This is a genomic window from Polyangium sp. 6x1 (assembly GCF_029946515.1).
In the GTDB taxonomy this organism is placed as follows: Bacteria; Myxococcota_A; Polyangia; order Polyangiales; family Polyangiaceae; genus Polyangium.
The window spans coordinates 13,106-39,399 of record NZ_JARZHH010000001.1; the positions used below are offsets into that span (position 1 = coordinate 13,106).

Genomic DNA, 26,294 nt, shown 5'->3' on the forward strand with positions numbered 1-26,294 from the left:
CCGAGCTTCGACCGAGAGGTCTGGGGCATGACACGCGTCATCGACGACTGCTCGAACGAACTCGGTATCTCCAGGGAGGCCACGCTCCGGTATCGGGATGCTATGGCCGCGGTGGTTCGTTCGGTCGGAGTCGATTCGACGCATGTGATGGATATCGTCCATCATGCATTCCTGCTCGCATGTCGCAAGCCTAAAGCAGAGCGCCCCGATCCAAAAGACGAAGAAGCGTTCGGCGCATGGTTGAACACGGTCGCGAAATATGCGGCCCTGACGAACCGCAAGGAAGCATCCCGCTCGCGGGAAGTCGCGACGCCCACCGAGGAAATCGCGCGTGCAATCGATGCCCGTGGCGCGCATATCGAGAACTACGAGGCGAAGGTCGACGCGTCGAGGGTATTCGAGCGTCTGAGCCTTGACGATGGCTCCCTGCTCCACGAGCATTTTTACGAGGGGACGACGATCAGGGAGCTCGCCGCGGAGCGCGGCGTCGCGTGGGCCACGATGCGGGAGCGGGTGGATACCGTGATCCATCGAGCCCGCATTGCGGTGGATGAGCCTGCGGCGCGGTCGGGCCGCCGGCGGCGGCGCCGGATCACTGCCATCCCACTGGCTCTTTTTGGCCTGGTCGCCCGCGAGGCGCGGGCGCAGGTGGGCTCGTTCTGGGCACGGTTTGTCGGGTCTCTACACCGCACCCCTGCCCGTTTCCTCGCAGGCTTCGGAACGGCAGCCGCGATCTTCACGGGCACGCCGCACCTCAGGTCGTGGGCAGGCGAAGGGGGCGCATTCGTTGCGCGCGCGCATAGCGTGGAAGGCCGAATCCCGGACGAGCTTCCGCAGCATGCAGGCCTCGTGAGGTCGAGACCGAAGCCCCCTACCCCGGCGGAAGTGCCGAAGGCCGCGGGTCCTCGGCGTACGTTGATCGGCGGCCCGAAGACTCCGCCGGGGCGTCGATACGAGGAGCGCTCGCCCGCGCCATGGCTGATCGCGAACGCGCTCCGAGACGCCGAAACGACGAAGTAGCGCTTCACATCGATTTTGAGTTTCGCGAAACACGACTCGCCGGCCTTGGACGGCTTCGGTATGGCCGCTCCCTGCTCGCGCACAGGTGCTGGCTTGCTGCACCGTGGTCGCCCAAGGTCGACGAGCACCAGCTCGGAGGACCGCCCATGCCACGTCGACCAACGACCCATCCGCTTCTCATAGCCCTCGGCGCGCGCATCCGTGATTTGCGCCTGGATCGAGGGATGTCACTATCCGACCTCGCCGATAAAAGCGGCGTGGGCAAGGGCTCCTTATCGAGCATCGAGAACGGGCGCGTCAACGTCACGATCGAAACCTGCATGAAGATCGCCGTGGGCCTCGGGCTCCGGGTCGAGGACGTGATTCCTAGCGGCTTGGGGGATCTGGTGAGGAGCGGTCAAGAGAGCGGACCGAGGAGCCATGTCCGAAAATGCGCCGGATGATGTAGGGAGCGGCGGGTGGCAGCGCATGTATGCGACGGATGGGCGAAGTTACATGCGTGGTCGCCCGAAGCGGGGCCGACGTTGGTTCACCGGGCTGGTGCTCACTCGACGAGAACTCGCACGACGAGGACGAGTACCATCCAACTATGGCGCTCAAGGTCGTCGAGCTCTATACAAAACGCTTTCTGGAACGCTGCGCGACGAGAAAAACCCGACGACCGGCAGGGCGCGGGGGCTGGCTCGAAGAAATCGAGCGTGGTGTGAACGCTGGCGTCGATTCGGTGATATGCTCGCGGATGCGCGCTATGGGGCGTGCGTAGAGCGAGCGATACGGACGCGTCCTCCCCGCGCGCCCCCCGTCGGAATCGTGCTCGCCCGCTGGGCGCACCGCCGCCATCGTGCTGACCATCCCGGCCATGGTGAATCGCCCGATCCTGTACGCATCCATCCTCACCTTCCTCATCGCGGCCTGCGCAGCCAGCTCGAGCTCCCCAGGCACGACGGGAGGCGGAGGCGACGGCGGCACGGACACGGGCAACGTCTCGTCGAAGGGCGAGCAGGCGAACGGCGCGTGCCCGTCGTCGCCCGCCGAGCTCCACGGCACCAAGCCCGGCGGCGAGAGCTGCTCCACCTTCGCCGACTGCGCGCCCGTGTGCTGCAACTGCGCCACGAGCGGCGAGCAGTTCCTCGCCGCCGCGTGCATCGACGGCGCGTGCGCGGCGGCGGGCAACGCCTGCCAGGCCGTAGAGACTCCCACCTTCTGCGGTGGGGGCACAGGCGGCGGCGGCGCGGGCGGCGGCGGCGCGGGTGGCGGCGGCACGGGCGGCGGTCCCGTCGATCCCGAGTGCGATCCGCCCATCGACGGATGCTGGCAGACCTGCCTTGCCAACGACACCGGCCCGTCGGCCTGCGCCTCGCAGTGCCCGATCGGCAACGGCGTCGGCTGCTATGCCCTGTGCGTGCAGAAGGGCACCTCCGCCTCCACCTGCGAGACCATTTGCGGCACCGACACCCCGTCGGCACAGGGCGCCTGTTACGATGTCTGCATCGCCGACAGCACGTCGGCATCCACGTGCGAGACCATCTGCGGCACCACCACCGCCTGCGGTGAGCGCGGCTGTTACAAGAACTGCGCCGCCGACGGCACGAGCACGTCCACCTGCGAGACCATCTGCGGTACCACCACCGGCCTCGGCCAGTACGCCTGTTACCAGCTCTGCGCCGCCAACGGCACGTCGTCGTCCACCTGCGAGACCATCTGCGGCCTCGGCACCGAGTGCGCCGAGCTAGGTTGTTACGAGAACTGCGCCGCCAATGGCACCTCGACCTCCACCTGCGAGACGATCTGCGGCACGAGCTCCGACTGCGCCGTCGTCGGCTGTTATAAATTGTGCATCGCCAACAACACGTCGACGTCGACCTGCGAGACCATCTGCGGCACTTCGGCGGGGACGTGTAATGCCTGCGGGACGTCGCAGACCCCCAAGGACGCGTGCTACGCGCTGTGCGCGCACAACGGGACGTCGACGTCGACGTGCAGCACGATCTGCGGCTGAGGGAGGAACCGGGCGGGGCCCCACGCGCGGCTCCCCCAGGCATCGGGGGTTTGTCCTACTTCCGTGGCAGCCTCGCTTCGACCTCGGAAACCAGGCGCGTCATCGTAGTCCCGAGCGCCCTCGCGAGGGCCTGGACGACATTCAGCGACGGATTGCGCTTCCCTCGCTCGAGCAGGCTTATGTAGGTGCGATGCAGATTCGCCCGATCTGCCAGTTCTTCCTGGGAAATCCCCACCTCGATCCGGACTTCGCGGACCACTTGCCCGAAGATCTGCTCTAGCCCGTTGCCAGCCACCTTGACGGCCGACGGTCTGCGATTAGAGACTGGGCGTCTACAGACATCAGTCTGCAAAAGGCGCCGCCCCGAGGGATCTGGAAATCCCCCGGGGCGACTTGGCCGCAACCCCGTTACGAGCGGAGTCGCAACCCATGCCCATCATCGATCGTCCTGCCATCGCAGGGCAAGAAGGCACAGATCCGTCCGATCCGTCCGTCGAGGACACGCACGATCGAGACCCGGCCAGCGTTCCCGCTGTCCTCTCGAACGATATGCAGGAGCGCGTGCGGAGCGCGCTCGTCGCGTACGCGCAGGGGAAAACCCAGCATGCCGTGGCGGAAGCGCTCGGGTATCCGCGGGGGTACGTGGCCGCGGTCCTCGACGGCAAGCTCCACGTGACCGTCCACTTCGCGGGGCAGGTGGCGCGTGTGCTGGGGACGGACGTCAACGCGCTCGCGGGTGGGCCTGCCCAGCCTGGCGTGGGGGCGGCGGCGGAAGGTGCCCCCGAGGGAGCGGAGGGGCCGCCCAAGACCATTCCAGCATCATGAGAGCTCGTCTTCCTCCGGGTCGTAATTTCCTGTAGCGTGGTGACGTACGTAGGCTGCCAACCATCGACCAGGATCTCCGTAGGCATGCATTTCCGCCCATCCTTCCAACACATCGCCCCCGTGGTGTTCGCTGCAACGCTTGCGAGCGCGCCCTTTGGAGGGCTCGGTTGCAGCAGCGAAAGCAACCCGGACGAGGGCTTGCTCGAAAGCCTCGCGCATTCCCTGCCGACCGCCTCTCATGAAGCCACACGCCTCCGCCTTCGTTTCCCCGAGCGCTCCCGTCCCGTGCTCGAAACCGAGCAGCTCTTTGCTGCCCAAGGCGAAGCATTCGTCCGGGGCCTGCCGGCTCCCGGAAGAGCCCACTGGGGCGCGCTCGGCGTCGAGCTGCCGCGGGCATCCGATCGGCCCATTCGTATGTCCTTGCCCGGCGGCTTTTCCTTCCACGTCCGCGAGCTCGGACGCGAGGGCGAGGCCGCGCCGGCGGACCGCGCCATTGCCTATCGTCGCGCCGGGGGCACATCCTTCTGGACGCTCGCGGCCGGCGGCCTCGAGGAGTGGCTCCACGTCGAGCCCGGAGCGACGCGCGCGGGTGAAGCCGTGGCGACCTGGGAAATCGATGGCGCCGAGGTCCGGCAGGCCGTCAATGCCGTGCAGATCGTCGACGGCGAGGGCCACGCGCGCATCCAGGTGACCGCCCCCGTGGCGTACGCCGAAGGCGGAGGCGAGGTCGCCGTGCGGCTCGTGGCGCGGGGCCATTTCATCGATCTGATGGTGGACGAGCCCCCCGCTTCTGCGCTGCTCATCGACCCGTTGTGGTCGCCGGCCGGCTCGCTCCAGGCCGGGCGCGATTTACACACGGCAACGCTGCTCCAGGACGGCAGGGTCCTGGTCGTGGGAGGCTCGAGCGTGATCACGACCGGCAAATCGGCCGAGCTTTATGACCCGGCCACGAACCAATGGTCCTACACGGCCTCGATGGTCAACGCGCGCGCCTTCCACACGGCGACCCTGCTCGACGATGGGCGTGTCCTCGTCACGGGCGGGGGTCTCGGCGGCGCCTCTTCTGCGACCGTCGAGGCCTACGATCCCGCCACGGCGACGTGGACGACGCTGCCGCCCATGAGCACGGCGCGGACGAGGCATCAGTCCACGAAGCTGAAGGACGGCCGGGTGTTCATCACCGCCGGGGTGGGCACCGGTACGCCCTCCCGCGTGGCGAGCACGGAGGTCTTCGATCCGGCCACGAACACGTGGCAACCCATGGCGCCGCTCGCGCTTGCCCGCGCGAGCCACGCCGCGGTGCTCCTGCCGAGCGGAGAGGTGCTCGTCACCGGTGGCGTCGGCAACTCCGCGACCCACCTGGCGGAGACCGAGATTTACGATCCGTCCCCGAATACCTGGTCCAGCTTGCCGCCCCTCGAGACGGCCCGGGAGTCGTTCGCGGCCGTCGCGCTGCCGGGCGGCAAGGTGCTGATCTCCGGCGGTTATGGCACCGGGACCGTCGTGCTCAAGACCGCCGAGGTCTTCGACCAGACCACCAGCAAATGGTCGACCCTCCCACCCATGCTCGCCGCGCGGGCGCAACACACGGCGACGCTCCTGCCGACGGGGTACGTCCTCCTCGTGGGCGGCGCGGGGACGGTGGGCGGGCCTCTGGCGACCGCAGAGCTCTACAGCCTCCACCTCGGTGATTTCATGGGCACGGTATCCATGAACAGCGGGCGATACCGGCAAACGGCCACGCTCTTGCAAGACGGTCGTGTGCTCGTGGCGGGTGGTTTGGGGCCGAGCAACGTCCTGGCCCTGGGGGCCATCCTTTACACGGGCCCCGCGCCCTCCGCGTGTTCATCGGCGGACCATTGTCCGACGGGGTTCTGCGTCGACGGCCATTGCTGTGATACGGCGTGCGGCGACGGGGCGGCGGACGATTGCCAGGCCTGCAACGTCCCCGGCTCCATCGGCCAATGCACCCTGTTCGCGGCCGGGACCGAATGCCGCGCGGCCACGGGCACCTGCGACGCGCCCGAGGTCTGCTCCGGCGACATGGGCGCATGCCCGGAGGATGGACCGGCGCCGGATGACATCCCGTGCGACGACGGCAATGTCTGTACGCAGGCGGACGCTTGCCAGAGCGGCCTGTGCACCGGGAATCCCCTGGCCTGCGTGGCGCCCGACGAATGCCACGAGGCGAGCGCGTGCGACCCGCAAACCGGCTGCGGGAGCGCAGCCAAGCCCGACGGGACGCCTTGCAGCCTGGGGACGTGCCAGTCGGGCGTGTGCCTGGGGAACGGCGGCGCTGGCGGCGGCAGTGAGGGCAGCGGCGGTGCTGACGGAGCGGACAGCGGCGGTACCGGCGGCGGCTGCGGCACGAGCAGCTCGCCTACTGGCCCCACGGGGTGGCTGGTGATCGCTGCGTTGCTCCTTCTGCGGCGACGGCCAAGGGCGTAGGCTGTGGCGCAAGACGAACACGTCGGTTGACCGACCTCTGCTGGCACTCCCCGCAATCAATACGGCCGATCGCGACAACGCGTTCCCGTTGCCCCACTGTTGCCCCAACGTATGCACTGGAGGGTCTCGGAACGTCTCGTCGAGGTCAACTTCACCTCGCCCCCTCGATCTCGCAAAACGGCCGGGATCACCGCTGTTTTGCTGCTGATCTCCGTGTGGTTCGAGGGTGCTGCTAGAAGCTACCTAAGCCGTTTCCTAAACCGAAGGTCGCAGGTCCGATTCCTGCCGGGGGTGCCAGTAGTTCTGCAGACTTAGCTCACGTTCTTGTGCCGCCGGTCATCAGCCGTGGCCTTGTGCCAAGCGGTGAGGGGGAAACGGGACGGTGTCAAGGGCCCCCCCTGCCCAGCGGGCGAGCTGAGGAGACGACGGCGTGCGTGAGCGTCATCAACCCGGCCTGCGAGCAGGCGACCACCTATCTGCAGGTCGGCGCGAAGGCTGGTTCCACCGCTCCGACCCCGGGCAGCGAGAGGAGGGCCGGACGCCAACCGAGCATCGTGAACCCAGAGCGGGAGGATGAACGCAAGGTGAGCCGTCAGGGCCCCAGCGATGAGGGCCCGGGTGAGCATCCCGCCGTTACAGCCAAACGGGAAGCGTTTGACCTGCCGCCACATGCCGTTCCCGCCCACAAGGTTGAGCTTGTTCGAGCACTTGCGGATGCGGTCATACGTGCCTTCGGGGCAGGCGACACGCAGGGTGTGCGTATGGCGCTCGAAATGCTCCGGCGGTGCGTCGACGGGGGCGCCGTGTAGCACACGAGCAAACACGCCGCCCCACCGCGACGGAGGGCGGCACGCCTTCACTCCTTCCTGGGGTGGCGACGAGCGTCCAGAGGACGGGGACGATGCCGCCGAAGACGCCAGCGTCGCGTTCGCGTGGTCCTACGCAAGGATGTTCGCGCCTTCCGCCTCGCAGGCAGGATCCTCCCCGGGTGCTTGAGGATGCTGCGACGATCATGCGGCGCGTAGCTGCCTCTCTTCGCCATGATTCTCCTTCCTTCGTTGAGCGGGTTTTGCTGAAGCCCGCGTGCAGCAAGCTACGCCGAAGCTCTTGTAGCGCAACACGACCCAGCGTTGCATTTCGTTGCACGATCCGTTGCGTGCAACGTTGCAGAACCCATCGTGCCTCCGCTAATCTGTCGGCATGTCGCTCGATCTCGCCTCCTACCTGCAGGAGAAAGGACTGTCGAACAGGACTGTCGGGCAGCTGGTGCACGATGCGTGGAAGAAACGCGAGCCAAAAAGGCATGACCTGCCCCAGCCCAGCTCAATAGCAGTCAAGTTCGGGGATCTGCAGCGCGGCAAATCCACGTGGTGGAACAACCACCCCCAGGCGCTCGCGACATTGGCCGATCTGCTCGGATGCGCGCCCGAGGAGCTGGTCGTCCCCGCGCGGGAGGTGGCGAGTGAGATCGCGTTCGCCGAGTTCGATGAGCTTCCACCCCTGGGTCGGAATGAGGAACCTTGCGCCCTCGACGAGTACGGGTGGCTCGGGACGAGGGCATCGTACGCTTTCCAGCAAGGTGTCCACGTCTGGTTCCGTGCACCTCACGGCGCTGGCAAGACCCTCACAATCGAGTACCTGAAGCAACGCTCGTCGGGTACCGTCGCGGCCTTCACGGCGCGCAAACTCCTGGAGGTAACACGTAACGCCGAGCCAGCTATGCCCCTGGTCGTCGAGGTCGAGCTCGCTGACCCCACGACCGATCCGGGTGCGCTCCGCGAGCTCACGAGTCGGCGCACGAATACCTGTATCCTATCTCCCTTCACCAGACCTTCACTTGGGGCCCAGCAAGAGGATCGCTGGACGGATCACGAGTTCGAGGTGCAGCGTGGATGGCGCGAGCGGCTGATCCGCTGGACCCAGGGGCGCTTGCCCGAATCCGGGAAGCTCGACGTCGCCGGCTTGCTCGATTGGCTCGAAGACATCGATCCGCAGCTCGAGCTCTTCGCTACTCCCGGCGAGCTCCTCCCGGTCGTCGCCTGGTGTCATAGGAACGGGCGCGCGCCTAGCCAGAAAGAGAAGCTCGATGCGCTCGCCGATGACTTCCTCGGGCGGCTGCTCGATGTCGCTGGGCAGCGTCACCCGTTTCTACGACGGCAAGGGCGTGGACTCGTCGATACGCTCGTGAAGCAACGACTCCTGACCCTCGGAGTTCCCAACGCGGCCCTACCCCGGGATACATGGCTCGCGCTCTTGCCAACCGATGCCGCACCGACCACCCCCGCGGACGAGATACGACGCCAGGTGGAAGCGGTCGCGCGTGGACGCACTGCGCAGGCAAGGAAGAAAAGAGCCGACGAGGCCATAACGGCGCTCACGGCAGGCCGAGCAACAGAGACGGTCGATTGCCTCATCGACCATGGCGTCCTGTATACGCAGGCGAATGGTTCGCTCGACATTCACCCGGTCTGGGTGCGGCGAGGGCTCGAGAGGCGCGCCTTGACGAACGAGCTTCGAGCCGGAGATGCAACTCGCTGGGGCCTCCTTGCGGCGGACCGATCGCGACAACTTGCGGTGGATCAACTGCTGGACGAGCTATCGCCCCCCGTTCTCATCGAGCTCGCCGCGAAGGCGCTCGCGGTACCCCGCATCGACCTCGGGACCACCGCGGCGATCGAGGCTCTCTTTTCCGCGTTTGCGCGGAGAATGATCGAGGGCTGGAAACCGCCCTCCGTACATGTGCCCATCCTTCAGGCGATTGGAGCACAACAGGCCGCTCTGTTGCGCCGCGCCGTGGACGTCGAAGCGACGATTCCGCCACTACCGCTCACGCGAATGGAGGTTTACTCCAGCTGGCACGACCTCTACACCTTCGAGGCGTGGATATTCAGCTTGCACGTACCACGGCCCTTCTCCGTGGCGCCTCGATTGCGTTGGTTGCTACCCGGCTGGGCCGACGATCTTCGGCTTGCGAGCGCCCCGCAACACCTCTACTACCGGAGCAGGGATTTCGTTCGACACCTCCCTCGGCATGCGCAGAACCCAGCCGATCTCGGGTGGATCGCGAGGGAGGTGCTGAGGCGCTGCAATGACGAAGAGGCCCCGGAGCAGGTGCCCGACGTTCTCCTTCCCTGGCTCGTGATCGATGGCCTCCCGTGCGGCGCCAAAGCACGACCTGAGCATTTCACAAAGATCACGCAGTGGGGGGCCGGTGAGACGCTAGCGGACATCGTCCGTGGCGAGGGCGCAGAGCTACACGAACGATTGGTCATCGAGCTCTGGCCCTACGTCAAGGCGCATGCCAATGGCCATCCGGTATGGGCCCTCCTCCAGCAGCAGAGCCGCGCACCACGGTTTTTCCAGACTATCGCTCATCACCTCCCACGCGAGATGTTCGAGCAGGATCTCGCCGAAGCAAAGCTCGACATGAACGAAGTCGAACACCTCGGCAGCCTTCCTGACGACCTTCGGCGGATGGTCCTGCACGCAATCGCGAGGCGCATCGGCACCACTCCCGGTGCGGTACCCATGCAAACGGAGAAATTCATCGATTCCCTCGGGCTCGACGATGTAAATCTCCTCGTGCAGTTCACGTCCGATCTGTACTCCGTCGGCAGCGCTGCGGCGCGCCGTGTCTTCGAGCTCGATCCAGTACGTGCGCTCGCGGAAGCGCGAGCTGCCCTCGAGCATGACCTCAAATCCGCGGGGATTTGGTTCTACGCAGCTCCCCCAAAGCACTGGAGTGTCCTTCTCGACATGCTCGAGTCCTACGGCGTCGAGCGGGTCTCCTGGGCGCCGCGCTGGCTCGCCCGAAAGCTCGCGCATGCAGGGAGCGAGGCACCGCGTGTGTTCCGGTTGCTCGACGCCGCTACCCCACTCGGAACACCTCGGCCGCCCTCGTAATCTGAACGGCCGGCCCATCCCCTTCCCGCTGCGCATTCACGATCCGAACCCGCTCCCCCACCACGAAAGGCTCGTGCATCGCGGCGACGTCCTCCTCGCACACCACCGCAATCTCGCGCCCTCCGGGCTCTCGCCCGATGAACCCCCCGCGGTTCATCACGCTCTGCACGACGACCTCCACGTCGACTCGCGCCCCCTTCCCCCCTCCCCCGTTCGCCTTCGACTCCCAGTACACGTCGCAGAGCTGACGTACCCCGCACCCGCTGCAATGCGGCCCCAGCTTTGCCGCCGCCGGATGCGCCGACAACCCCTCCTGGTAACGCCATATCTTCTCCTCGACCTCGCGCTCTGCCGACACGAGCTCCGCCTCGGTCAAGGGCCACCGCTCGACGTGCGCCCCGTAACGCAGCTCGATGGTCGCCGGCAAGTCGCCCGTGCTTCGCCACCACATCAGCGCGTAGAGCCGGAGCTGCTCCCGGTACTGCGGCTGCGGGGCTCCGGTCTTGAAGTCGAGGACCGTCGTCTCGCCGCCCCGGCGCACGAGCAAGTCGATGAATCCCCGCAGCGGCAACGACGGGTGCCGGACCTCTTCCTCGGAGAGGATCCCTGAGAGCTCGAGCACCTCGCGCCGCGAGAGCGCGCTCGTCCCCACGTCGGCGCTTCGAGCCGGACCGAGGGCGAGCGTCGACGCCTGTCGCCCCACGGCCATGTACTCCTGCCGGAATGCCTGCGCGATCTTGTTGTAGATGTTGTGCGCCGTCGATTGAATCCGAAAGCCAGCCGCGCGTGGGTTCGATAGGGCCCGTTGGTCGAGCTCTGCTATCCGCTTGCTTGCCGTTCCGCGGATGTCCACCTTCGCGACCGCGGCGCGAAAGGCATCTGAGCCGATCTCTGGGTATCCCGCGATCGCCATCGCGCGGAACAGCTGGCTCAGGATCTCGTGGACCAGGACTCCCACATCCGCCGGCTCGCTCGGCCTTTCCGGGTAGCGCTGGAGAGCCTCGTACCTGGATCGCCCGAGCTGCCACTGGCGGAGGCATGCCGCCATCTGCTTCATGCTCGAATAGCTGTAGGTCTCCGGCGGACCTGCCCACTCCGTCGGCGCCGTCAATCGATAGAATGCGCGGGCGTCCATGCTCAACCCTTCTCCACACCCAGATCTCGGCAGGCGCGTGGCAGATCGTTGAGCAACTTGAAGGTATCCAGCGCCACGACGGGGACCATGTGACCCTGGGCTTCGTCGAGCACGCGGGCACCGATCACTTCGTAATCGACCAGAGGATGATGGACGTCCACCCAGACCCAGTCGCCCGAGATCCGTACACGGAGCGGCACGGGCGCTGTCTCCGTCGCTCCGGTTTCGAATTGGATCCCGCGCAGCCTCAGGAGGTCGCAGAGGGGTCGGATTGCGACGGCGGCCTCCTCCGCGGTCACCGATGGCTCGATTCCTTCGAGTACGTACTCGAGCAGGGCAAGACCGAGATGCCGGTCGAGCGAGCCGTGCAGCATCTGGTTCCCGTAATGGCGCAGGCAGCGATGGCAGGACGTCGCGCAGTCGCAGCCGGCCAGAAGCTCGCGGGCGTCGAAGAGCACGGTCTCGATGAATCGTCGCACCTGGTGCGTGTATCCGGCGCCTCCTGGGAGGAGGTCGTAAAGGTAGAGATCCGCCTCCCTTGTCACTTCCCCGGGCACGGGGTTCCAGTTGCCAGCGAGCTCGCCCTCGTCGATCTGGAGCGTTCGCGACGCCGCGAGACACAGGGCCTCGACGAGCGACGTCAAGGCCATCGCGCCTGCGCGCCCCGAGTGTTTCGTGTCCACCGCGCACTTCATGGGCGGCGCAAGGACCACGCGGAGGAGGAGCACGTCCGTCGGGAATTGATGGCCCAGGTAGAACGGGCCCACGGCGGAGCCCGTGCATTGACCGCCCTCCTCGGTCGGGTGCTTGTGCACCTTGGGATGGCCGTCCTTTCCGACGAGGCGTGGCGTCGTGAAGCCCGGACCGAAGACCGGTTCGGCCGAACCGCAGGAGGGGCAGATGTAGAAGCCCCGGTCGCCCACGCCCTTGTTCACCACGACGAGCGTCTCGGCGCGGGAAAGGAGCCGGAGACGACCCCCGTAGAGATCCTTTTCCCATTCCCTCACGGACTGCACTTCGATCTTCGCCGGCGTCGACATGCCGGCGTAGGTGATCGCACCGCCGCGGTCGATCTCTCGCTCCTTGTTCACGTCGGGGGCGAACCCTTCTGGGCGCACGAAATCGAGCGTCGCGAGCTGGGCCTCGCGGCAGACGGGGCAAGCGGGCTGCGCCCGGGTAGCGCGATCGAGCGTGACGAAGCCGCAGGATTTGCAGGCGGTATACGCGCGCGCCCGCGCCAGCACGTCACGCACGCCGGGCGGGTATGGTGAGTACAATGCCGCCGACTCGAACCGGAACTTGTCGATGGTGAGGGTTCGTCCTGGTGCGTACTCCGAGAGGGCGATCTGGAGATCGCGCTGCGGGCTGTAGTCGAACCTGCGCTTCCACGCCTTCGCGCCGGGCCTCCGGGGCTCCGGCACCCAAAAAGAAACGGTATCGGTGGGAAACGCATAACGGGGGAGGATGGCCCGATCGATGAGCGTCTGCAGGAGCTGTTCGTCGAGCTGGAGATCGAGCGCCGCTCGCCCCGCCTCGTCGAGCTCCGAGACTTGTGCCGCGAGCTCCACCGGAAGATCCCGGTGGAGCCGCTCGATGAGCCGATCGATGGCCCCGCCGACCGCGCGCTCGGCGCGCGTGCTCTTCTCGAAGCCGTGGCTGTAGGTCGGGATCCACGCGACGAGCTCGTTCTGGAGCCGCTCGCGGTTTTCCCGCAGCCAGACGACGAGGCGTGCGAGGGAGCAGGGCTCGCTCGGGTTCAAGAAATCCTTCACTGTGCCGAGCGACGCGAAGAGTTGGTACGACCGGCCGCCCGGCGCGACGTTCTCGTGGAAGAACCTCTGGACGAGAAACGCGTTGACGTGCCTTTCGAGGACCTTCTGGTTCTCCACGTAGACCACCGGAGGGCGCACGTCGCCCGAGATGATCTTCTCCGGGTGCTCGTAATACCAGGCGTCGTGAGAGCCGCCGTGCGCGTAGGTGATCACCGAGGCGATGGTCCGCCCACGCCGCCCGGCGCGCCCGGCCCGCTGCTGGTAATTCGCGACGTGGGGCGGCACGTTTCGCAAGGCGACGCCGGTCAACGCGCCGATGTCGATACCGACCTCCATAGTCGTCGTACACGAGAGCACGTCGATCGGCGGTTCTCCCTCGACGCGCACGTCCTGGAAGCGGAGCTCGTACTTCTCGGTCGTCGAGAAGGCGTCATCGTCGTTCAGGCTGGAGAGCTGGGCGGTATGCTCCGCGGTTGTCAACCCGAACGGCTCCACGGAGTCGCCCTGAAGCGCGCGCTCCACCTGATCCCGGTAGAACCCGTACCTCGCGTCGAGGTAGAGCTCGTCGTCTGCCGCGACCATCTTTCCGCGGCATTCCGTGCATCGGTCACGGACGACGTGCACGTCGAGCCGGCTGCAGCTCGTGCAGCGCGACCAGCGCTCGTGGATGCGCGGGCGCAGGATCAAGAGCTTCGGCTGCAAGTAATAGGCGTCGTTGAGCAGCAGGAGGAACCCTTTGCTCCTCGCGAGCGTGACGAACCATGCCGTCACCTTCCTCGCGCCCTCCTCGCCGATGGTCTCGTTCAACCATTCGGCGAAGCGAATGGGTACGAGGTCGTTCTTCGCGTCGAGCCGGATGCCCTCGGGCCGCTCCCAGGGGTCGCCGAGCTGGCTCAGGCTCGCGCCCGGCGGCAGGAAACATCGGCGCTCGAGCTGCACGCGAATCCAGGCGCGGAACATGCGCCGCACCTCGTCGTGGGAGAAGCCCACGTCCGGGAAGTCGTCGAAGATGTAATCGACGGCGGGCTCCTCCTCGACCGTCGCGAGGCCCATGGCCTGCAGCGAGAAGTAACGGTCGGTGAGCTCCGCGAAGAGGCTCTTCGCGTACGAGAGCGTCGGTTGCAGGATGTTCTGCGCGCTGTGGTGCAGCAAGGTCTCGAGGGAATGCTCCTTCGCGCGGCGAAGCTCGTCGTGAAACTCGGTCTCGTCGGCGGCAGGGAACGGGTCGATGCTGCGCTCCGTGCAGACCTTGAGGAGCGCCGGGAAAATGCTGGCGATCCCGGGCGGCCTCCCGATCTTCGCGAGCTCCCCCGCGGCAAGCAGCAAGACCTGCCGGAATGCGTCCCTCGAATGGCTCATCTCGAGCGCGGGTGCGAGCCGCGCCGCGCGTTGCCGCCCGTCGCTGAAGACGAGCACCTTCCGGCCACGGTTCGGCAATGTATCGTCGCGCTTCTGCGGCGGCTGCTCCGCGAATTGCGCCTCGATGAGCGCAGTGAAGGGCTGCTCTCCGCGCGTTTGCAGATCCGTGATGAACGCCTTGCGCAGCACGTTGAGAGGCAAGCCAGGGGGCTGGCAGAGGGGGCAGCGCGCGAAGCTTCCAAGGCGACGGCCCGTCTCTCGATCGCGCGGGAGCCAGATGCGCCGCACACGCGCGTGCGAGGCGTCGGCCGGCGAGACGAGGTGGCCCGTCGTCAGGTGAATCGCGGCTTCCTCCACACCCTCCTCGTTGCGCGGGCGGGTCGGGAGGATCTCGATCGTATCGAGGTCCCCAGCGGCTTCACCCCACAAGAAGCGCGCGGAATCGAGTTTGCCATTCTCGACACCCGCGCGCAGGTACGCGCCTCCGCAGTTGCGGCACGACGCGAGCTCGAGCACCCGCGCGCCACATGCGTCGCAGAGAGCCCGGGGCGCCGCGAACAGTTTTCCGAGCGGCGCCTCCTCGCCCGGGCGTTCCTGCCGGCCGCTGCAATGGGGATCGAGACACGCGTAAATGCCCGCGATGCCGCGGAACATGAGGTGGATGCGCGTCGGTAAGAGGCTCGCGTCTTCGGGCGAACGGCGCGCGAGCGTGCCGAGCGAGAGCAACACCTCCGTGGCCTTGCGGCGCGCTGCGCTTCCCGGAAAAACCACGTCGGAGAGCTCCGCGAGGGGGCGCGCCTGCTCCGACGTCGCGGCGATCACCTGGTTGACCCACGGCCTGCCCGAGAGCGCTCGCAACAGGCGGCGGGGGATTTCGCCGGGCGAGGGGCACGGATCCGTGTCCCCGAGGTGAGCGAGGACCGGCGCGACGGCATCGACGAGCGCCTCGGGGCCGAGATCCCCCGTCAGCGCCGTGAGCGGCACGCGCGCGAGCACGTCCGCGAGCGCGGCGTCTCCCGGAGCGACCGGCGAGGGCCGCTCGCGCTCACCGAACACGACCTCGAACCCGTCGGGCGATTTGCCCGTCAGGTCTGCCGCGAACCTCCGCGCCGTCTCCTTCGCGTCCCCGCCGCCGAGCGAGGCGCTCGTGCAGATCACCGCGATCTTCTCCGGTTTGTCGATGACGCCCAGCCGCGAGAGCAACCGTCGCAGAAGGAATGCCACCTCCGCGCCCTTGGCGCCCCGGTACATGTGCGCCTCGTCGAGCACGAGCAGGAGCCGCGATCCGGGCTGCTCGAGCCAGGCGCGCGTCTCGTCGAACATCGGCCGCTCGAAGGGGCGCGCGAGCATGTATTCGAGCATCGAGTAGTTCGTGACGAGCACGTCGGGCGCGCCCCCCTGCCCCGTCTCCGGATCACGCACCATCTCGTGCCGCGTGAAGAGCTCGCGATCGTCCGGGCCCGTGCGAAGCCGCTCGTCCCACTTGTGCTTCGTGTAGGATTGCCCCTTCTTTTTCCCGGTCTTGTACGCCGCCTTTTCGGCCTTGTCGGCTGCGAGGAAGGCTTCGAGGTCCTTCGCGGGAAATCGCCCGAGCTTCTTCAGCTCGGCCCGGAGGGCTTCCGGCATTTCGAGGTATTTTCGCAGCAGCGGCTCGACGCGCGCGCCGTCCTTGCTCCCGTCGCGCGGCCCGGCGTAGGGCGTGCGGCTCGTGTACATGCCGAACAGCGGGTGACGCCGGCCGGGGCCCAGGCCCCGAAACTCCTGCATCACGGCCGCGCTTCCGAGGAGCAGGCGCAGGCGCGAGAGCTGGTCGTTCACCAGCGCGTTCATCGGATAAAGAATGAGGCCACGAATGGCCCTCCTCTCGAAGCTCTTCGGGCGCCCCGAGGCCTCCTCGTACAGGCGCGCGAGGAGCGGCAGGAGGAAACACTCGGTTTTTCCGGAGCCCGTACCCGTCGCCACCACGAGGTCCCGGCCCTCGCCGAGGAATGCCTGGAATGCCTTGGCCTGGTGGTCGTAGATGCTCGGAAAGAGCAGCGTGCGGTCCGCGTCGTGGTCTGTCCTCGCCTGCGAGAGCCGCGTGAAGAGCGCCCCTGTCGCGGCGGGCAACCCGAGGTCACCGTACGTGCCTCGAAAGACCCGATACCGCGGGGTTGTTTCGACGAAGGGGTCCTGCGCGAGGAGCTTGCCGTGCTCGGCGGTCTCGAGGAGTTGGCGGCGGGATTTGATGAGGGTCGCGTCGCTCAGGGGATAAGCGCTCTCGATGTAGCGCCGTAGCTGCCGGCGGAGCCTCTGCGCGAGCCGCGTCGGCGTGTACTTCTCCTCCTCGTCGTGGCTTTGGGGCCTCTTCCAGGTCACCACCGCCGGCGCCGTGGGCGCGAGCTCGGGCTCCGGCTCGGGCGTGAGCCACTTGCGTAGGGCGTCGGAGAGCGGCCCCTCGACGCCGCGGAATGACTCGGCGAGCGCAGGGGACTTCGCGTCGAGGAAAAGCGCATCCAGAAACGCCGGGGTCGCCGAGCGGATGCCGGTGAAATCGAAGACGTCATCCGGATGAATCTTGCGCTGGAGGAACTCCGCGTCCCCCACGTTCTGGAGAATGCCGCCCTCGTCGGCATATTTGCTCATCCGGAACGTCGTCACGAGACCTCCTCGACCACGACGCCGAGCTTTTGCCCCAGCATCACGCGTGCGTCCTGGAACATTAGTTCGTCGAGACGTACCCGCCTCGGGCCGCTCAGCATCTCGCCCACGGCGGCGAGCCAGCGATATTCCGCGGACGGAAGCAACACGGGCAACATGATCTCCAGGGCCGAGCCCACGCGCGCCGCGGACAAACGGACGGGGGTGCCAGCCTTTTCGGCGAGCACGAACGTCGCCCGCCTCGCATCGTCGCCGGAGAGCGGCACGATCTCAGGTTTTCCGCCGACCACTCGCGCCCATCCGTATGCGCGCCATCCGCCCGTCTGCCGCGCGCGCACGAGCGCCGCCTGCTCGCCGAGCGGCGTGCTTCTCCACCACTTCTCCGGGCGGGTCTGCTTCGGCTCTGGCGCGAAGACTTCGAGTCCGTCCCATGAGATGGCGCTCGCGCGATCCTCGAAACGCACGGCCGCATCGATCCGCGCCTCGAGCTCCGCGAGGAACCGATCCCGGGCGGGCACGCGATCGAGCCCTGCCCACCGCGCCACGTCCACCACGCGCCCGCCCATCTCCTCGACGAACCTTCGCACGCGCTCGTCGTCGTCCGTCGACAAACGCCTCGGCAAACCCCCGAGCGAAAGGCCGAGCGCCGTCCGCACGTCGCCCGACGGCAGCGTCCCCGCGATCATCCACCTTCCCGGCCTGAGCAAGACGGCTCGCAGCGGCGCCCACGCCACCTCGCCTCCGGGTCCCGCGGCGACGTCTCCCACGCTTTCGAGCGTCCTCCGCGTCTCCGCGACGTCCTCCTCCGTGACACCGAAGCGCGAGAGCAGCGCGAGCACACGCGCCTCGAGCACCCAGCGCAACGTGTGCCCGAGCGCGAAGAGCTCCGCACGCATCACCTCCGCGATGACCTCGGGCGTGCGGCCCGGCGAAACGCCGTAATGAGCCGCGACGTGGGTCTCGTACGCTTCGGGCGAAAGCAGGGTGAGGGTCATCGTCGTACCCGCGGGTTTTCAGGCGTGAAACTGGTAGATGAATTCCTCGAAGCGGGCGAGGAGGGCTTCGTTGAAGACCGTGCGAGCGCCCGTCTCGTCCTCGAAGAGGGCGAGGAAGTTCACGGGCGGTCGTGGGAACACGCGGCCTCGCTCCCAGAGCGCCCAGGACAAACCATCCGTTAGGACGACCCGCGAGAGGCCCTCGCGCTGCGCGAGCCTCGCCCCGACGTCGCGTGCCGTGCCCGGCGCACGCGTCTCGAGATCCGTGCCACGGGGGCAAACGATCAATGCCGCGACACGCTCCACCGTGACCCCATGCCCCTCGCGAACTGCGGTATCCAGGACCAGGGTCGAGAGCGGCCGCAACGGGAAGTCTTCCCCGTCGTCGAGGAGTGGCGGGGTCTCCGCCACGCGATATCGAAGCAGCCGGCAGATCGGTTCGATCCAGATCGTGCGTAGCAACGAGACGTCGATCGTCGTCTTCACCGACCGGGCCCGCTGCTCGAAGAGCCGTGCGAGATCGCCAAAGGTCGCGTGGATGCTCGGCCTTCGATGATGAAGGAGGAGAAGACGCCCGAATTCGCCGAAATCGAGCCACAGATCCCCGAGCCAGTCCGACGCTCGATCCGCCTCGACTTGCTTGAGCAAATCGGCGACGGGCACGACGCCTGCACGATTGGCGAAGAGCGGCTGCAAGACCCGGGAGCGCTCGCCTTCCCACCGCGCGCCGATACGGAAAAGCGGCGGAGCGGTAATCCGCAAGTTGCCCTCGTCGAGCAAGGTCATGTCGACGTCCTGGACGACGTCTCCGTCGATGGCGATACGCTTCTCCCCGAGCTCGACCACGGCCTGGGCCCCCGTCAATCCCGCGCCTCGGCCTGCGCGCTCATCCACCTCGAAGAGCAGCCGCTCGGGCTCGCGCGTCATCTGGACGGAGAGCACGTCGAGCGCATACCGGCCAGGCGGCAGCGGGCCGACCTTCACCAGGAAATCGCGCCCGGAAGGCAAGGCGTGGCGGGTCTGTCCCGAGGGCCCTGCCAGGAACAGCACGAGATCGCCCGGTTCGTGCGTTTCCACGCCCCCGATCTGCACGACGGGCGCATCCTCGGGCCGGAAGCAGGCATATCGCTCCCCGCCGCGCCCTTCGCGATATTCCCGCGCGGCGACGCCGACGAAATCCAGGTCGAGCGTCGTCTTCGCCGTCACGAGGTTCAGGCGGAGCAGGCGCGCCGAGAGCTCGGGGGGCATGGGCTTCGGCAGGGTGAGCTCGAAGCAGCGCCATTCTCCGGGCAATTCCTTCACGACGAATCCGGCGTCGACCTCGAATCCCGGCGGCACGAGGATCCGGTACGTTCGTCCTGGCGAGAGGATCGCTCCCGTGAGGAGCTGACCTTCCCCGTTCGCGTCCACGCGGAACGCGGTCGCGCGCGCGGTCGTGAAGCCGGGCAACATGAGCGCGGCGAGCTCCGGGCCGAGCTCCTCGTCGTAGATGCCCGAGGTGAAGCGATATTCGACCGAGGAAGGAGGTATCTCGATCCGCATCTTGCCGCTCCGCAGGTTCGACGCGAGCACGCTCCTCGTGTGCTCGCCGGAGACGACATCCAGCGTCTTGACGAACCCCGGCAACCCGACGAGCGGATTCGTGACGATGCAAAGCGACTCATTGAGCTCGAAATGGGCGCTCCACCCGCTCGCCTTGACCGTGGCCTCCGCCGCCTGGCCCGGGGCGAAGAACGTCACGATGGCGGAGGTTTGTCGTTCGAGGATCTTGTCCACGGCCTCGACCGACGCGAGATCCCGCGGCTTCGGCCCTGGGGGCGGCTTCGTCATTTCGCGGACGAACAGCGGATCCACGAGCAGCGGGATCGTGTACGGGACCGGGGGCGGCGGCGGTGGAGGCGGGGGCGGCGGCGCAGCTGCAGGCGGTGGTGGTGGCGGCGGCGTAGGTTCGAGCGGCAAGCCGAGCTGCGGTCGCTCGGCGCTCGCCCTGGCCTTGAGCAGCGGGAACTCCTTGAGCAGCGCGATGGCCTGCTTCGTGAGCGCCTCGATTTCGGCATCGTTCGGCAGCGCGATCGGCCCAGCAAGGGCCTCTTCCACGGCGTGCGTGCCGCCGAGGGTGTTCACGAGCTTGTTCAGCACGTTGTGCCGGCGCAATCCGTCGATGCCCCGCGCGCGGGCGATCCGCGCGAGCACGAGCGCCGCGTCTGCGCGAAAGCTTTCGAGTGTCCGCTCCGGCCCGTGGCTCACGGTGCCTTGTACACCTTGAGGACCTCGTCCCCGTAATGGTTGATCACCTTGATCGCGATGAGCCCGCTCTTCGGCGGATCGAAGGGCCGGCTCTTCGTGGTGTAGAGCGAGGACCAGGTCTCCTCGTCGATCTCGGCCTTGAGCGCGCGCTTGAGTTTTTCGTACGGGTCGTTCGCGCCGGTGAAGTAGGCGTGGCGGACGAAGAAGCTATCGCCGCTGTAATCGGTGTCGATGAACCAGCAGGCGATGTCGTCCGTCGTGTGGCTGCGGATCTCGCCGGTCGTCGGGTCGTAGACGTCGAGGCCGCGGATCTCGGCGACGTACTTGCCGTCCTTGGACTTCTCCAGCCGGATGTCGGGCTCGCCGAAGACCATGAAGAGGTTGCCCGCGCCGGTCTTCTTGAGGAGCGCGTCGCCCATGGCGAGGTCGGGGTTCATGCGGGAGAGCAGGACGGTGATCGCGCCGGGCGTGGGGCCGCCGGGTTTTCCGGGGGGCGGCTCGGAGCCGTTGGGAGAGATCTCCTTGGCGGCCTCGAAGGCGTGGGCGTCGAAGGCGAAGCCGCAGACGACGACGAGGTCAAACTTGCCTTTGCGGGCCTCCTCGGCGGCCTTCTTGACCTGCTCGGGGCCGACGGTGCCGTGCTCGGGGCCGATGGAGATGGCGGCGCGGCGGATCGCGCCCGACTTGTGCTTGTATTCGGCCTCGGCCTGGATCCAGGCGCCGGGGAAGGGATTGAGGCGCTCAAAGACGAGGCGCTCGTTCTTGACGGTGTTCTGGACGCCGGCCTTCTTGAGGTTGTCGAGGATGGTGTTGACGAACGAGGTGACGGATTCGCCGGGGGACTCGTGCCGGGAGAGCTTCAGGCTCGCGTCGAGCATGCGGTGGGGGGAGAGGCTCTCGACGGTGAAGGGGCCGGAGACGCGGATACGTTTCGGGTCTTCGTAGGGTTGGTCGTAGAGGATCTCGCTCTCGGCGCGACGGGCGATGGAGGCGTCGATTTCCTTTTGGCGGGCGCGGCGGAGTTGCCACCATTCGGCGTGGCAGGCTTTGGCTTCGGCGGACCAGGAGGGGGCGGCCTCGCGGGGGATCTCCCACTCCTGCCACTTTTGTTTCAAGAGCTTGTTGAGTTTTTCCCGGAGGGGTTCGAGCTTTTCCTCGAAGCGGGCGTGGACGGGGTCGATCTCCTCATCATGCGCAATGGAACCGAGCATGATATGAGGAACGCGCTTATACACGAACCCCGCGCGAATATCCCCCCGCACATCCCCACCGAGCGGAGCCGCTCCTCTAATTTCGGCCTCCTTGCGTACTCCTTCATGCGAATCAGCGAGCAGGTAATTGGGGTACCTCGCCGAAAGAAGCCGAGCTCTGGCCAGGGCAACAGCGACTCGACTGGTATCGATGGTAATCCATCGGCGCGCCCACTGCTCAGCAACGAAGGCCGTTGTCCCAGAACCACAGGTCGGATCCAGGACGAGGTCCCCCGGATCGGTGGTCATCTGCATGCAGCGCGTTATCACCTTCACGTTGGTTTGTACAACGTAAACCTTTTCGCGAGCGTCAAATCCCCACTTTGTATCTTCCCAAGTGTTTCCAATCGCGGCAATTTCAAAGTCGCTCATATAGCGAATGTACGAAAGCGACTCCTTTCGCGGCAGCAGGCGCCCAGCTTTCGCCAGCCTGTCGAGCCCCTCCAGCGTCGTCTTCCAGTTCGCATTGGAACCCGGGTGAAAATCCCGACCCTGATACCGAAATGGCACAGTCGTGTTTGTACGAAAGCCTTGAGAGGTCAAAGGGCTGGGGCGGAAGAGTGACCACCCGGATGGGATCTTGCTGGGGTCTTCCAGCTCTTCCGCAGTGAGAGCGCGACGATCACCGTCGATGTTGATGATCTGCCCGTACTCGGCCCCCAACTCGTTTCCAATGGACTTTTCGGCGTATAGCTGATGAAACTTTACTTGTGACTTCTCCTTTGCATACCAAAGTATGTAGTCAGAAGTGCATGTTAGGAGTGCCGATGTCTGGCTGCTTGTTGTCTTGTAGCTGATGAGCGAGCAGAAGTTTTCGGATCCGAAGATCTCGTCGAGCAAACACCTCACGAGATGAACGTTCTCATCTCCGATTTGCACGAATATGCTTCCACTATCATTCAGCAGATCGCGGGCTGCTGCCAAGCGATCGCGAAGGTAGCCCAGATAGGAATGGATTCCGAGCTCCCACGTGTCTCGAAACGCCTTGATCTGCTCGGGTTGCCGAACGAGATCCTCCGCCTTCCCATCCTTCACCTCACGCTTTCGCGTCGAAACCTGCCAGTTCGACCCGAACTTGATCCCATAAGGCGGGTCCATGTAAACCATCTGGACCTTCCCCTTGAGCCCCTCCTTCTGCGCGAGCGACGTCATCACGACCAGCGAATCCCCCAGGATCATCCGGTTCGTCCACTTGTCGTCGTGCTTGTAGAACTCGATCTGCTCCTCGAACTCCCGCTGCGCGCCAAACGCGCTGCCGAACAGGTCGAGCTGCGGCCTGTTGCCCGAGGCACGGGCGCGCAGGTCCTCGATCAATGCCTTCGGCATGATCTTTTCCTGGATATAAATCGGCACCACCGGCACGGCCAGCGGCTTCCGATCCTGCTCGTCCTTCCCCTTCCAGACGAGCTGCGGATCCAGCGTCGGATCCCGCGGGTAGAGCATCGTCTCCGGCGTGTCCTCCTCGTCGGAGACGAGCTCGCTCATCTCCCGCGTCGGGATGTTCTTCCGGGCGTCCTTGTGCTCGAGCGCCTCGATCGGCGTCTCGCTATCGCCCGCTGCCTTCCCGCCGCTCTTCTTCCGTCCCGCCATGACTCAGCTCTTCCCTGCCGCGAGGCGCTCCAGCGCCTGCCGGATGACGTTCTTCGCGTTGTAAGGATCCGTGATCTCGAGAAAAACCCAGCGCCCGAACGCCCCGTCGTGGTTCACCGCCGGGATCCACATCCGCTGCGCCGTCTCGACCTTCGCTGCCTTGTCCTGCTCCCGCTGGCCCGTCACCTCGAGCACGGCGTGGAATTCCCCGAGCGCAGGATGCCGCATGCGAACGATGAAATCGGGGTAATACCGCCGCTCCAGGCCCTCGATGCTGTACGGAATCGTGAAGCCGATGTTGTGGTTCTTCACGTACGTGAGGACCTCGTCCATATCCTCGAGCGATTGCGCGAACTTCTGCTCCCATGCCTCCGTGTCCGCGACCACATGCGTCACGTGGCATTTCTCCGCCCGCGTGAGGTAGGTCGGACGAGCCGTCAGGAAATCGACCCCGTCCGTCGAGCCCAGCGCGCCGCCCGGATGGTACACGGGTAAAACCCGCGCCTCGCCCTCGTGCGCCGCGACGATCGAGCGGTAAATCTTGTCCGCCGCATCCGAGCCGAGCTGCGACCAGAGCAAGAGCTGCTTGAACGTATCGTCGTGGAGGTCGACGCAATCCGCGAGCCAGCGCTTGGCGATTTCGAGCACATGCGGGAAGAGCAGTATCCGCGGGCTGTCTTCGCCGTCGCGGAAATACCGCTCGACGACGCGCCGCGCGAGCCAGAAGGCGATCTCCTGCTCCCGCCGCGAGCGCAGATGATCGAGCGTGTGCATCTCGCTCTCGCCCATGATCGACGAGAGCTCCGTCTGCGTCGGCGTGTCCCGCGTGGAGAGGACCATCTTCGCCTCGTCGCCGAACCGCGCTTCGAGCCGATCCGTCGGCAGCTCGAACCGATACCCCACGACCCGCGGAAACGTGATCCGCGCGGCCGAACGCTCGGGCAGGGAGCGGACGTGCGTGCGCGGTTTGTCGTCCGGCAAGGGCGTGCTCGCGTCGCCCATGGGGATGAACCGGAACGGCACGCCGTAGACCTCGGCATACTCCGGGGAAAACATGCCGTCCTTGTCGACCTGGTAACTCATGCGACGCAGCCCGCGGCCGATGACCTGCTCGCAAAGGAGTTGCGTCGTGAAGGCCCGGACGCCGAGGATGTGCGTGACCGTGTTCGTATCCCAGCCCTCGGTCAGCATCGAGACGGACACGACACACCGCACGCCCTCGCCGAGCTTGCCGGGTTTGCCCACGGTGTTCATGACCTCGCGCAGGAGGTCGCCGTCCGTGATCTGCTCGGCGTCCTTGCCGGGGTGCATGCGGCGGTACTCGCGCTTGAAGTCCGCGATCTCGTGCGCGGCGATGCGCTTGAAATCGTCGCTGAGCGCCCCGCCGGATTCGAGCTCGGCGCTGTCGACGAGGATGGTATTGGGCCGCCCGATCCAGCGCCCGTCCTTCACGTTGCTGAACAGGGAAAACCTGCCCGGCGCGACGATCGTGCTCCCGTCGGGCCCGGGTTTCTCGTACCCCGCGATGTACTGGTACACGAGCTGCGAGACGGCCGTGTTGTTGCAGACGACGATGAAGACGGGCGGCGTGCCGGCGCTGTGCGGGCCGCGCGTGGATTCCCAGCGTCGGTAGAGTTTTTCGTAGTTGGAGTAGAGGCTTTCGAGCGCGCCTTCGAGCTCCTTGGGCAGGACGGGATCCCTGCCCTCGGCGTCCTTCGCGGCCCGCTTCTTCGGGAGCGCGTCGCGGATGTGCGGCCAGAGCTCGCGGTAGATGGGCTGCTCGCTCTTCAGCGAGTTGTCCGAGACGGGGACGCGAGGGACCTTGACGACGCCGGCCTCGATGGCGTCGACGAGCGCGAAATCGGAGACGACCCACGGGAACAGCGTGCCCTCGGAGTAGCCCGATCCACGCAGGAAAAACGGGGTCGCGGAGAGGTCGAACACGGCGCGGACGCGCTGCTTGCCCTTTCCCGTCGCGACCGCGCGGGAAGCATCCTTGCGGCCGAAGTGACGGTGGACGTGCTCCAGGCCCGAGATCCAGATCCGGGCCTCCTCCTCGCGCGCTTCGACCTCCTTGCGGTCCTCCCCGGAGATTTTCTCCTCGGTGGGTTTGCCCCGGTAACAATGGTGGGCCTCGTCGTTCAAGACGACGACGTCGTGCCGCGGATCGAGGTCCGCGCATACGCGGCGTACCATTTCGGCCGGGGTCTCCGTGAACGGGCTCGGGACACCCTCTTTCTTGAGGAGCTCCTTCGTCAGTTTCGGCGCTTCGATCTTCTCGCGGAGCTGGAACGCGTGGTAATTCGTGACGACGATCCGGAGCTGCCCGAGCGATTCGCGCAGGTCCGCGGGGACGAGGTCAAGCGCCTGATAGTAGTTGCCCGGGTTCTGGGGCTCGAGCACACGCAGGCGATCACGAATCGTGATTCCCGGGGTGACGACGAGGAAGTTCGAGGAGAACGACTTCTTGTCGGGATTGGCGAGCTTGTTGAGGCCTTGCCACGCGATGAGCATGGCCATGACGACCGTTTTCCCGCTCCCCGTGGCCATCTTGAACGCGAGCCGCCAGAGGAGGGGGTTGTGCGCGGCCTGGGCCTTCTCCAGGCTGTTCTCGCCGAACTTGTCGCCGAGCGCATGCGCGGCCTCGAAGAGGTAGATGGCCGTCTCGACGGCTTCGAGCTGGCAAAAAAAGAGCTTTTGCTCCCGCTCCTCGCGCCGCCAGTGTTCGAGCAGGTGCTTCGTGCGGCGCTCGACGTGCAGATATCCGCCCTGGCGCCACCTGGAGACGCGCTCGCGCAGGCCGTTCACGAGGAAAATCTCGTGCCGCTCCTCGGGCTCGAGGCTCAGCTCGAGCTGCTGCTTCCCCTTCTTCGGCTGCGGGATGGGGATGAAGTAACTCGAAGGCCGGCGACCCTCGACGATGGTGTCGGTGATCCCCTCCGCAGTGAACTCGAAGTGCCTCGTGGGCTCGGCAAAGGGGGTGTTGAGGATCGGGTTCGGGATGAGTCCACGCCCCCGGGAAACCGTCGTCGCTCGCGTCACCGGCCAGCCTCGCCCTTGCCTGCTCGGCCCCCAAGGAGGCCATCCAGCCCCGCCACACCAGGAGCCCCC

General features: G+C 66.5%; 14 protein-coding genes. 7 read left to right on the forward strand and 7 right to left on the reverse strand.

Annotated elements, in window-relative coordinates:
* Positions 1 to 27: 27 nt before the first annotated feature.
* The 3 genes from QHF85_RS00080 (at position 28) to QHF85_RS00090 (ending at position 3,019) form a co-directional block, all read left to right on the forward strand.
* Positions 28 to 1,020 (forward strand): sigma-70 family RNA polymerase sigma factor, encoded by a 993-nt coding sequence (locus QHF85_RS00080; RefSeq protein ID WP_281324918.1) that lies wholly within the window; start codon positions 28 to 30, stop codon positions 1,018 to 1,020.
* 146 nt (positions 1,021 to 1,166) lie between these two features.
* Positions 1,167 to 1,463, forward strand: coding sequence for a helix-turn-helix transcriptional regulator (locus QHF85_RS00085; protein ID WP_281325528.1), 297 nt, complete (start codon positions 1,167 to 1,169; stop codon positions 1,461 to 1,463).
* 416 nt (positions 1,464 to 1,879) lie between these two features.
* Complete coding sequence (locus tag QHF85_RS00090) at positions 1,880 to 3,019, forward strand: hypothetical protein (RefSeq protein WP_281324919.1); 1,140 nt, start codon at positions 1,880 to 1,882, stop codon at positions 3,017 to 3,019.
* A gap of 55 nt (positions 3,020 to 3,074) precedes the next feature.
* Here the strand turns inward: QHF85_RS00090 and QHF85_RS49750 are convergent, their stop codons facing one another.
* Positions 3,075 to 3,248 carry a helix-turn-helix transcriptional regulator gene (locus QHF85_RS49750; protein ID WP_348652709.1) on the reverse strand — a complete coding sequence of 58 codons (174 nt, stop codon included), beginning with the start codon at positions 3,246 to 3,248 and terminating at the stop codon, positions 3,075 to 3,077.
* Between the two features lie 200 nt (positions 3,249 to 3,448).
* On the opposite strand from QHF85_RS49750, the gene QHF85_RS00095 reads away from it, so the two are divergent.
* From QHF85_RS00095 to QHF85_RS00110, 4 genes are all read left to right on the forward strand, one after another.
* Positions 3,449 to 3,844: a helix-turn-helix transcriptional regulator gene (locus QHF85_RS00095; protein ID WP_281324920.1), complete on the forward strand. Its 396-nt coding sequence runs from the start codon at positions 3,449 to 3,451 to the stop codon at positions 3,842 to 3,844.
* 285 nt (positions 3,845 to 4,129) lie between these two features.
* Entirely contained in the window at positions 4,130 to 6,292 is a 2,163-nt protein-coding gene (locus tag QHF85_RS00100; RefSeq protein ID WP_281324921.1) for a kelch repeat-containing protein, read from the forward strand.
* A 434-nt stretch (positions 6,293 to 6,726) separates the two neighbouring features.
* The gene (locus tag QHF85_RS00105; RefSeq protein WP_281324922.1) at positions 6,727 to 7,101 is read left to right on the forward strand and encodes a hypothetical protein; all 375 of its coding nucleotides are present in this window, start codon (positions 6,727 to 6,729) and stop codon (positions 7,099 to 7,101) included.
* 391 nt (positions 7,102 to 7,492) lie between these two features.
* Entirely contained in the window at positions 7,493 to 10,195 is a 2,703-nt protein-coding gene (locus tag QHF85_RS00110; RefSeq protein ID WP_281324923.1) for a hypothetical protein, read from the forward strand.
* Here the strand turns inward: QHF85_RS00110 and QHF85_RS00115 are convergent.
* From QHF85_RS00115 to QHF85_RS00140, 6 genes are read right to left on the reverse strand one after another with little or no spacing between them, the layout of a single operon-like run.
* Positions 10,161 to 11,330, reverse strand: a complete 1,170-nt coding sequence (locus tag QHF85_RS00115) for a PD-(D/E)XK nuclease family protein (RefSeq protein ID WP_281324924.1) — start codon at positions 11,328 to 11,330, stop codon at positions 10,161 to 10,163. The genes QHF85_RS00110 and QHF85_RS00115 overlap by 35 nt on opposite strands.
* Before the next feature lie 2 nt (positions 11,331 to 11,332).
* Complete coding sequence (locus tag QHF85_RS00120) at positions 11,333 to 17,101, reverse strand: DEAD/DEAH box helicase (RefSeq protein WP_281324925.1); 5,769 nt, start codon at positions 17,099 to 17,101, stop codon at positions 11,333 to 11,335.
* On the reverse strand, positions 17,098 to 18,096 hold the full coding sequence (locus QHF85_RS00125; RefSeq protein WP_281324926.1) for a hypothetical protein: 999 nt from the start codon (positions 18,094 to 18,096) through the stop codon (positions 17,098 to 17,100). Before QHF85_RS00125 ends, QHF85_RS00120 begins: the two co-directional genes overlap by 4 nt.
* 18 nt (positions 18,097 to 18,114) lie before the next feature.
* Positions 18,115 to 20,343, reverse strand: coding sequence for a hypothetical protein (locus QHF85_RS00130; RefSeq protein WP_281324927.1), 2,229 nt, complete (start codon positions 20,341 to 20,343; stop codon positions 18,115 to 18,117).
* Complete coding sequence (locus QHF85_RS00135; RefSeq protein ID WP_281324928.1) at positions 20,340 to 23,183, reverse strand: site-specific DNA-methyltransferase; 2,844 nt, start codon at positions 23,181 to 23,183, stop codon at positions 20,340 to 20,342. Before QHF85_RS00135 ends, QHF85_RS00130 begins: the two co-directional genes overlap by 4 nt.
* A 3-nt stretch (positions 23,184 to 23,186) precedes the next feature.
* A complete protein-coding gene (locus QHF85_RS00140) occupies positions 23,187 to 26,225 on the reverse strand; it encodes a DEAD/DEAH box helicase family protein (protein WP_281324929.1) in 3,039 nt (1,012 codons plus the stop codon).
* Positions 26,226 to 26,294: the final 69 nt, after the last annotated feature.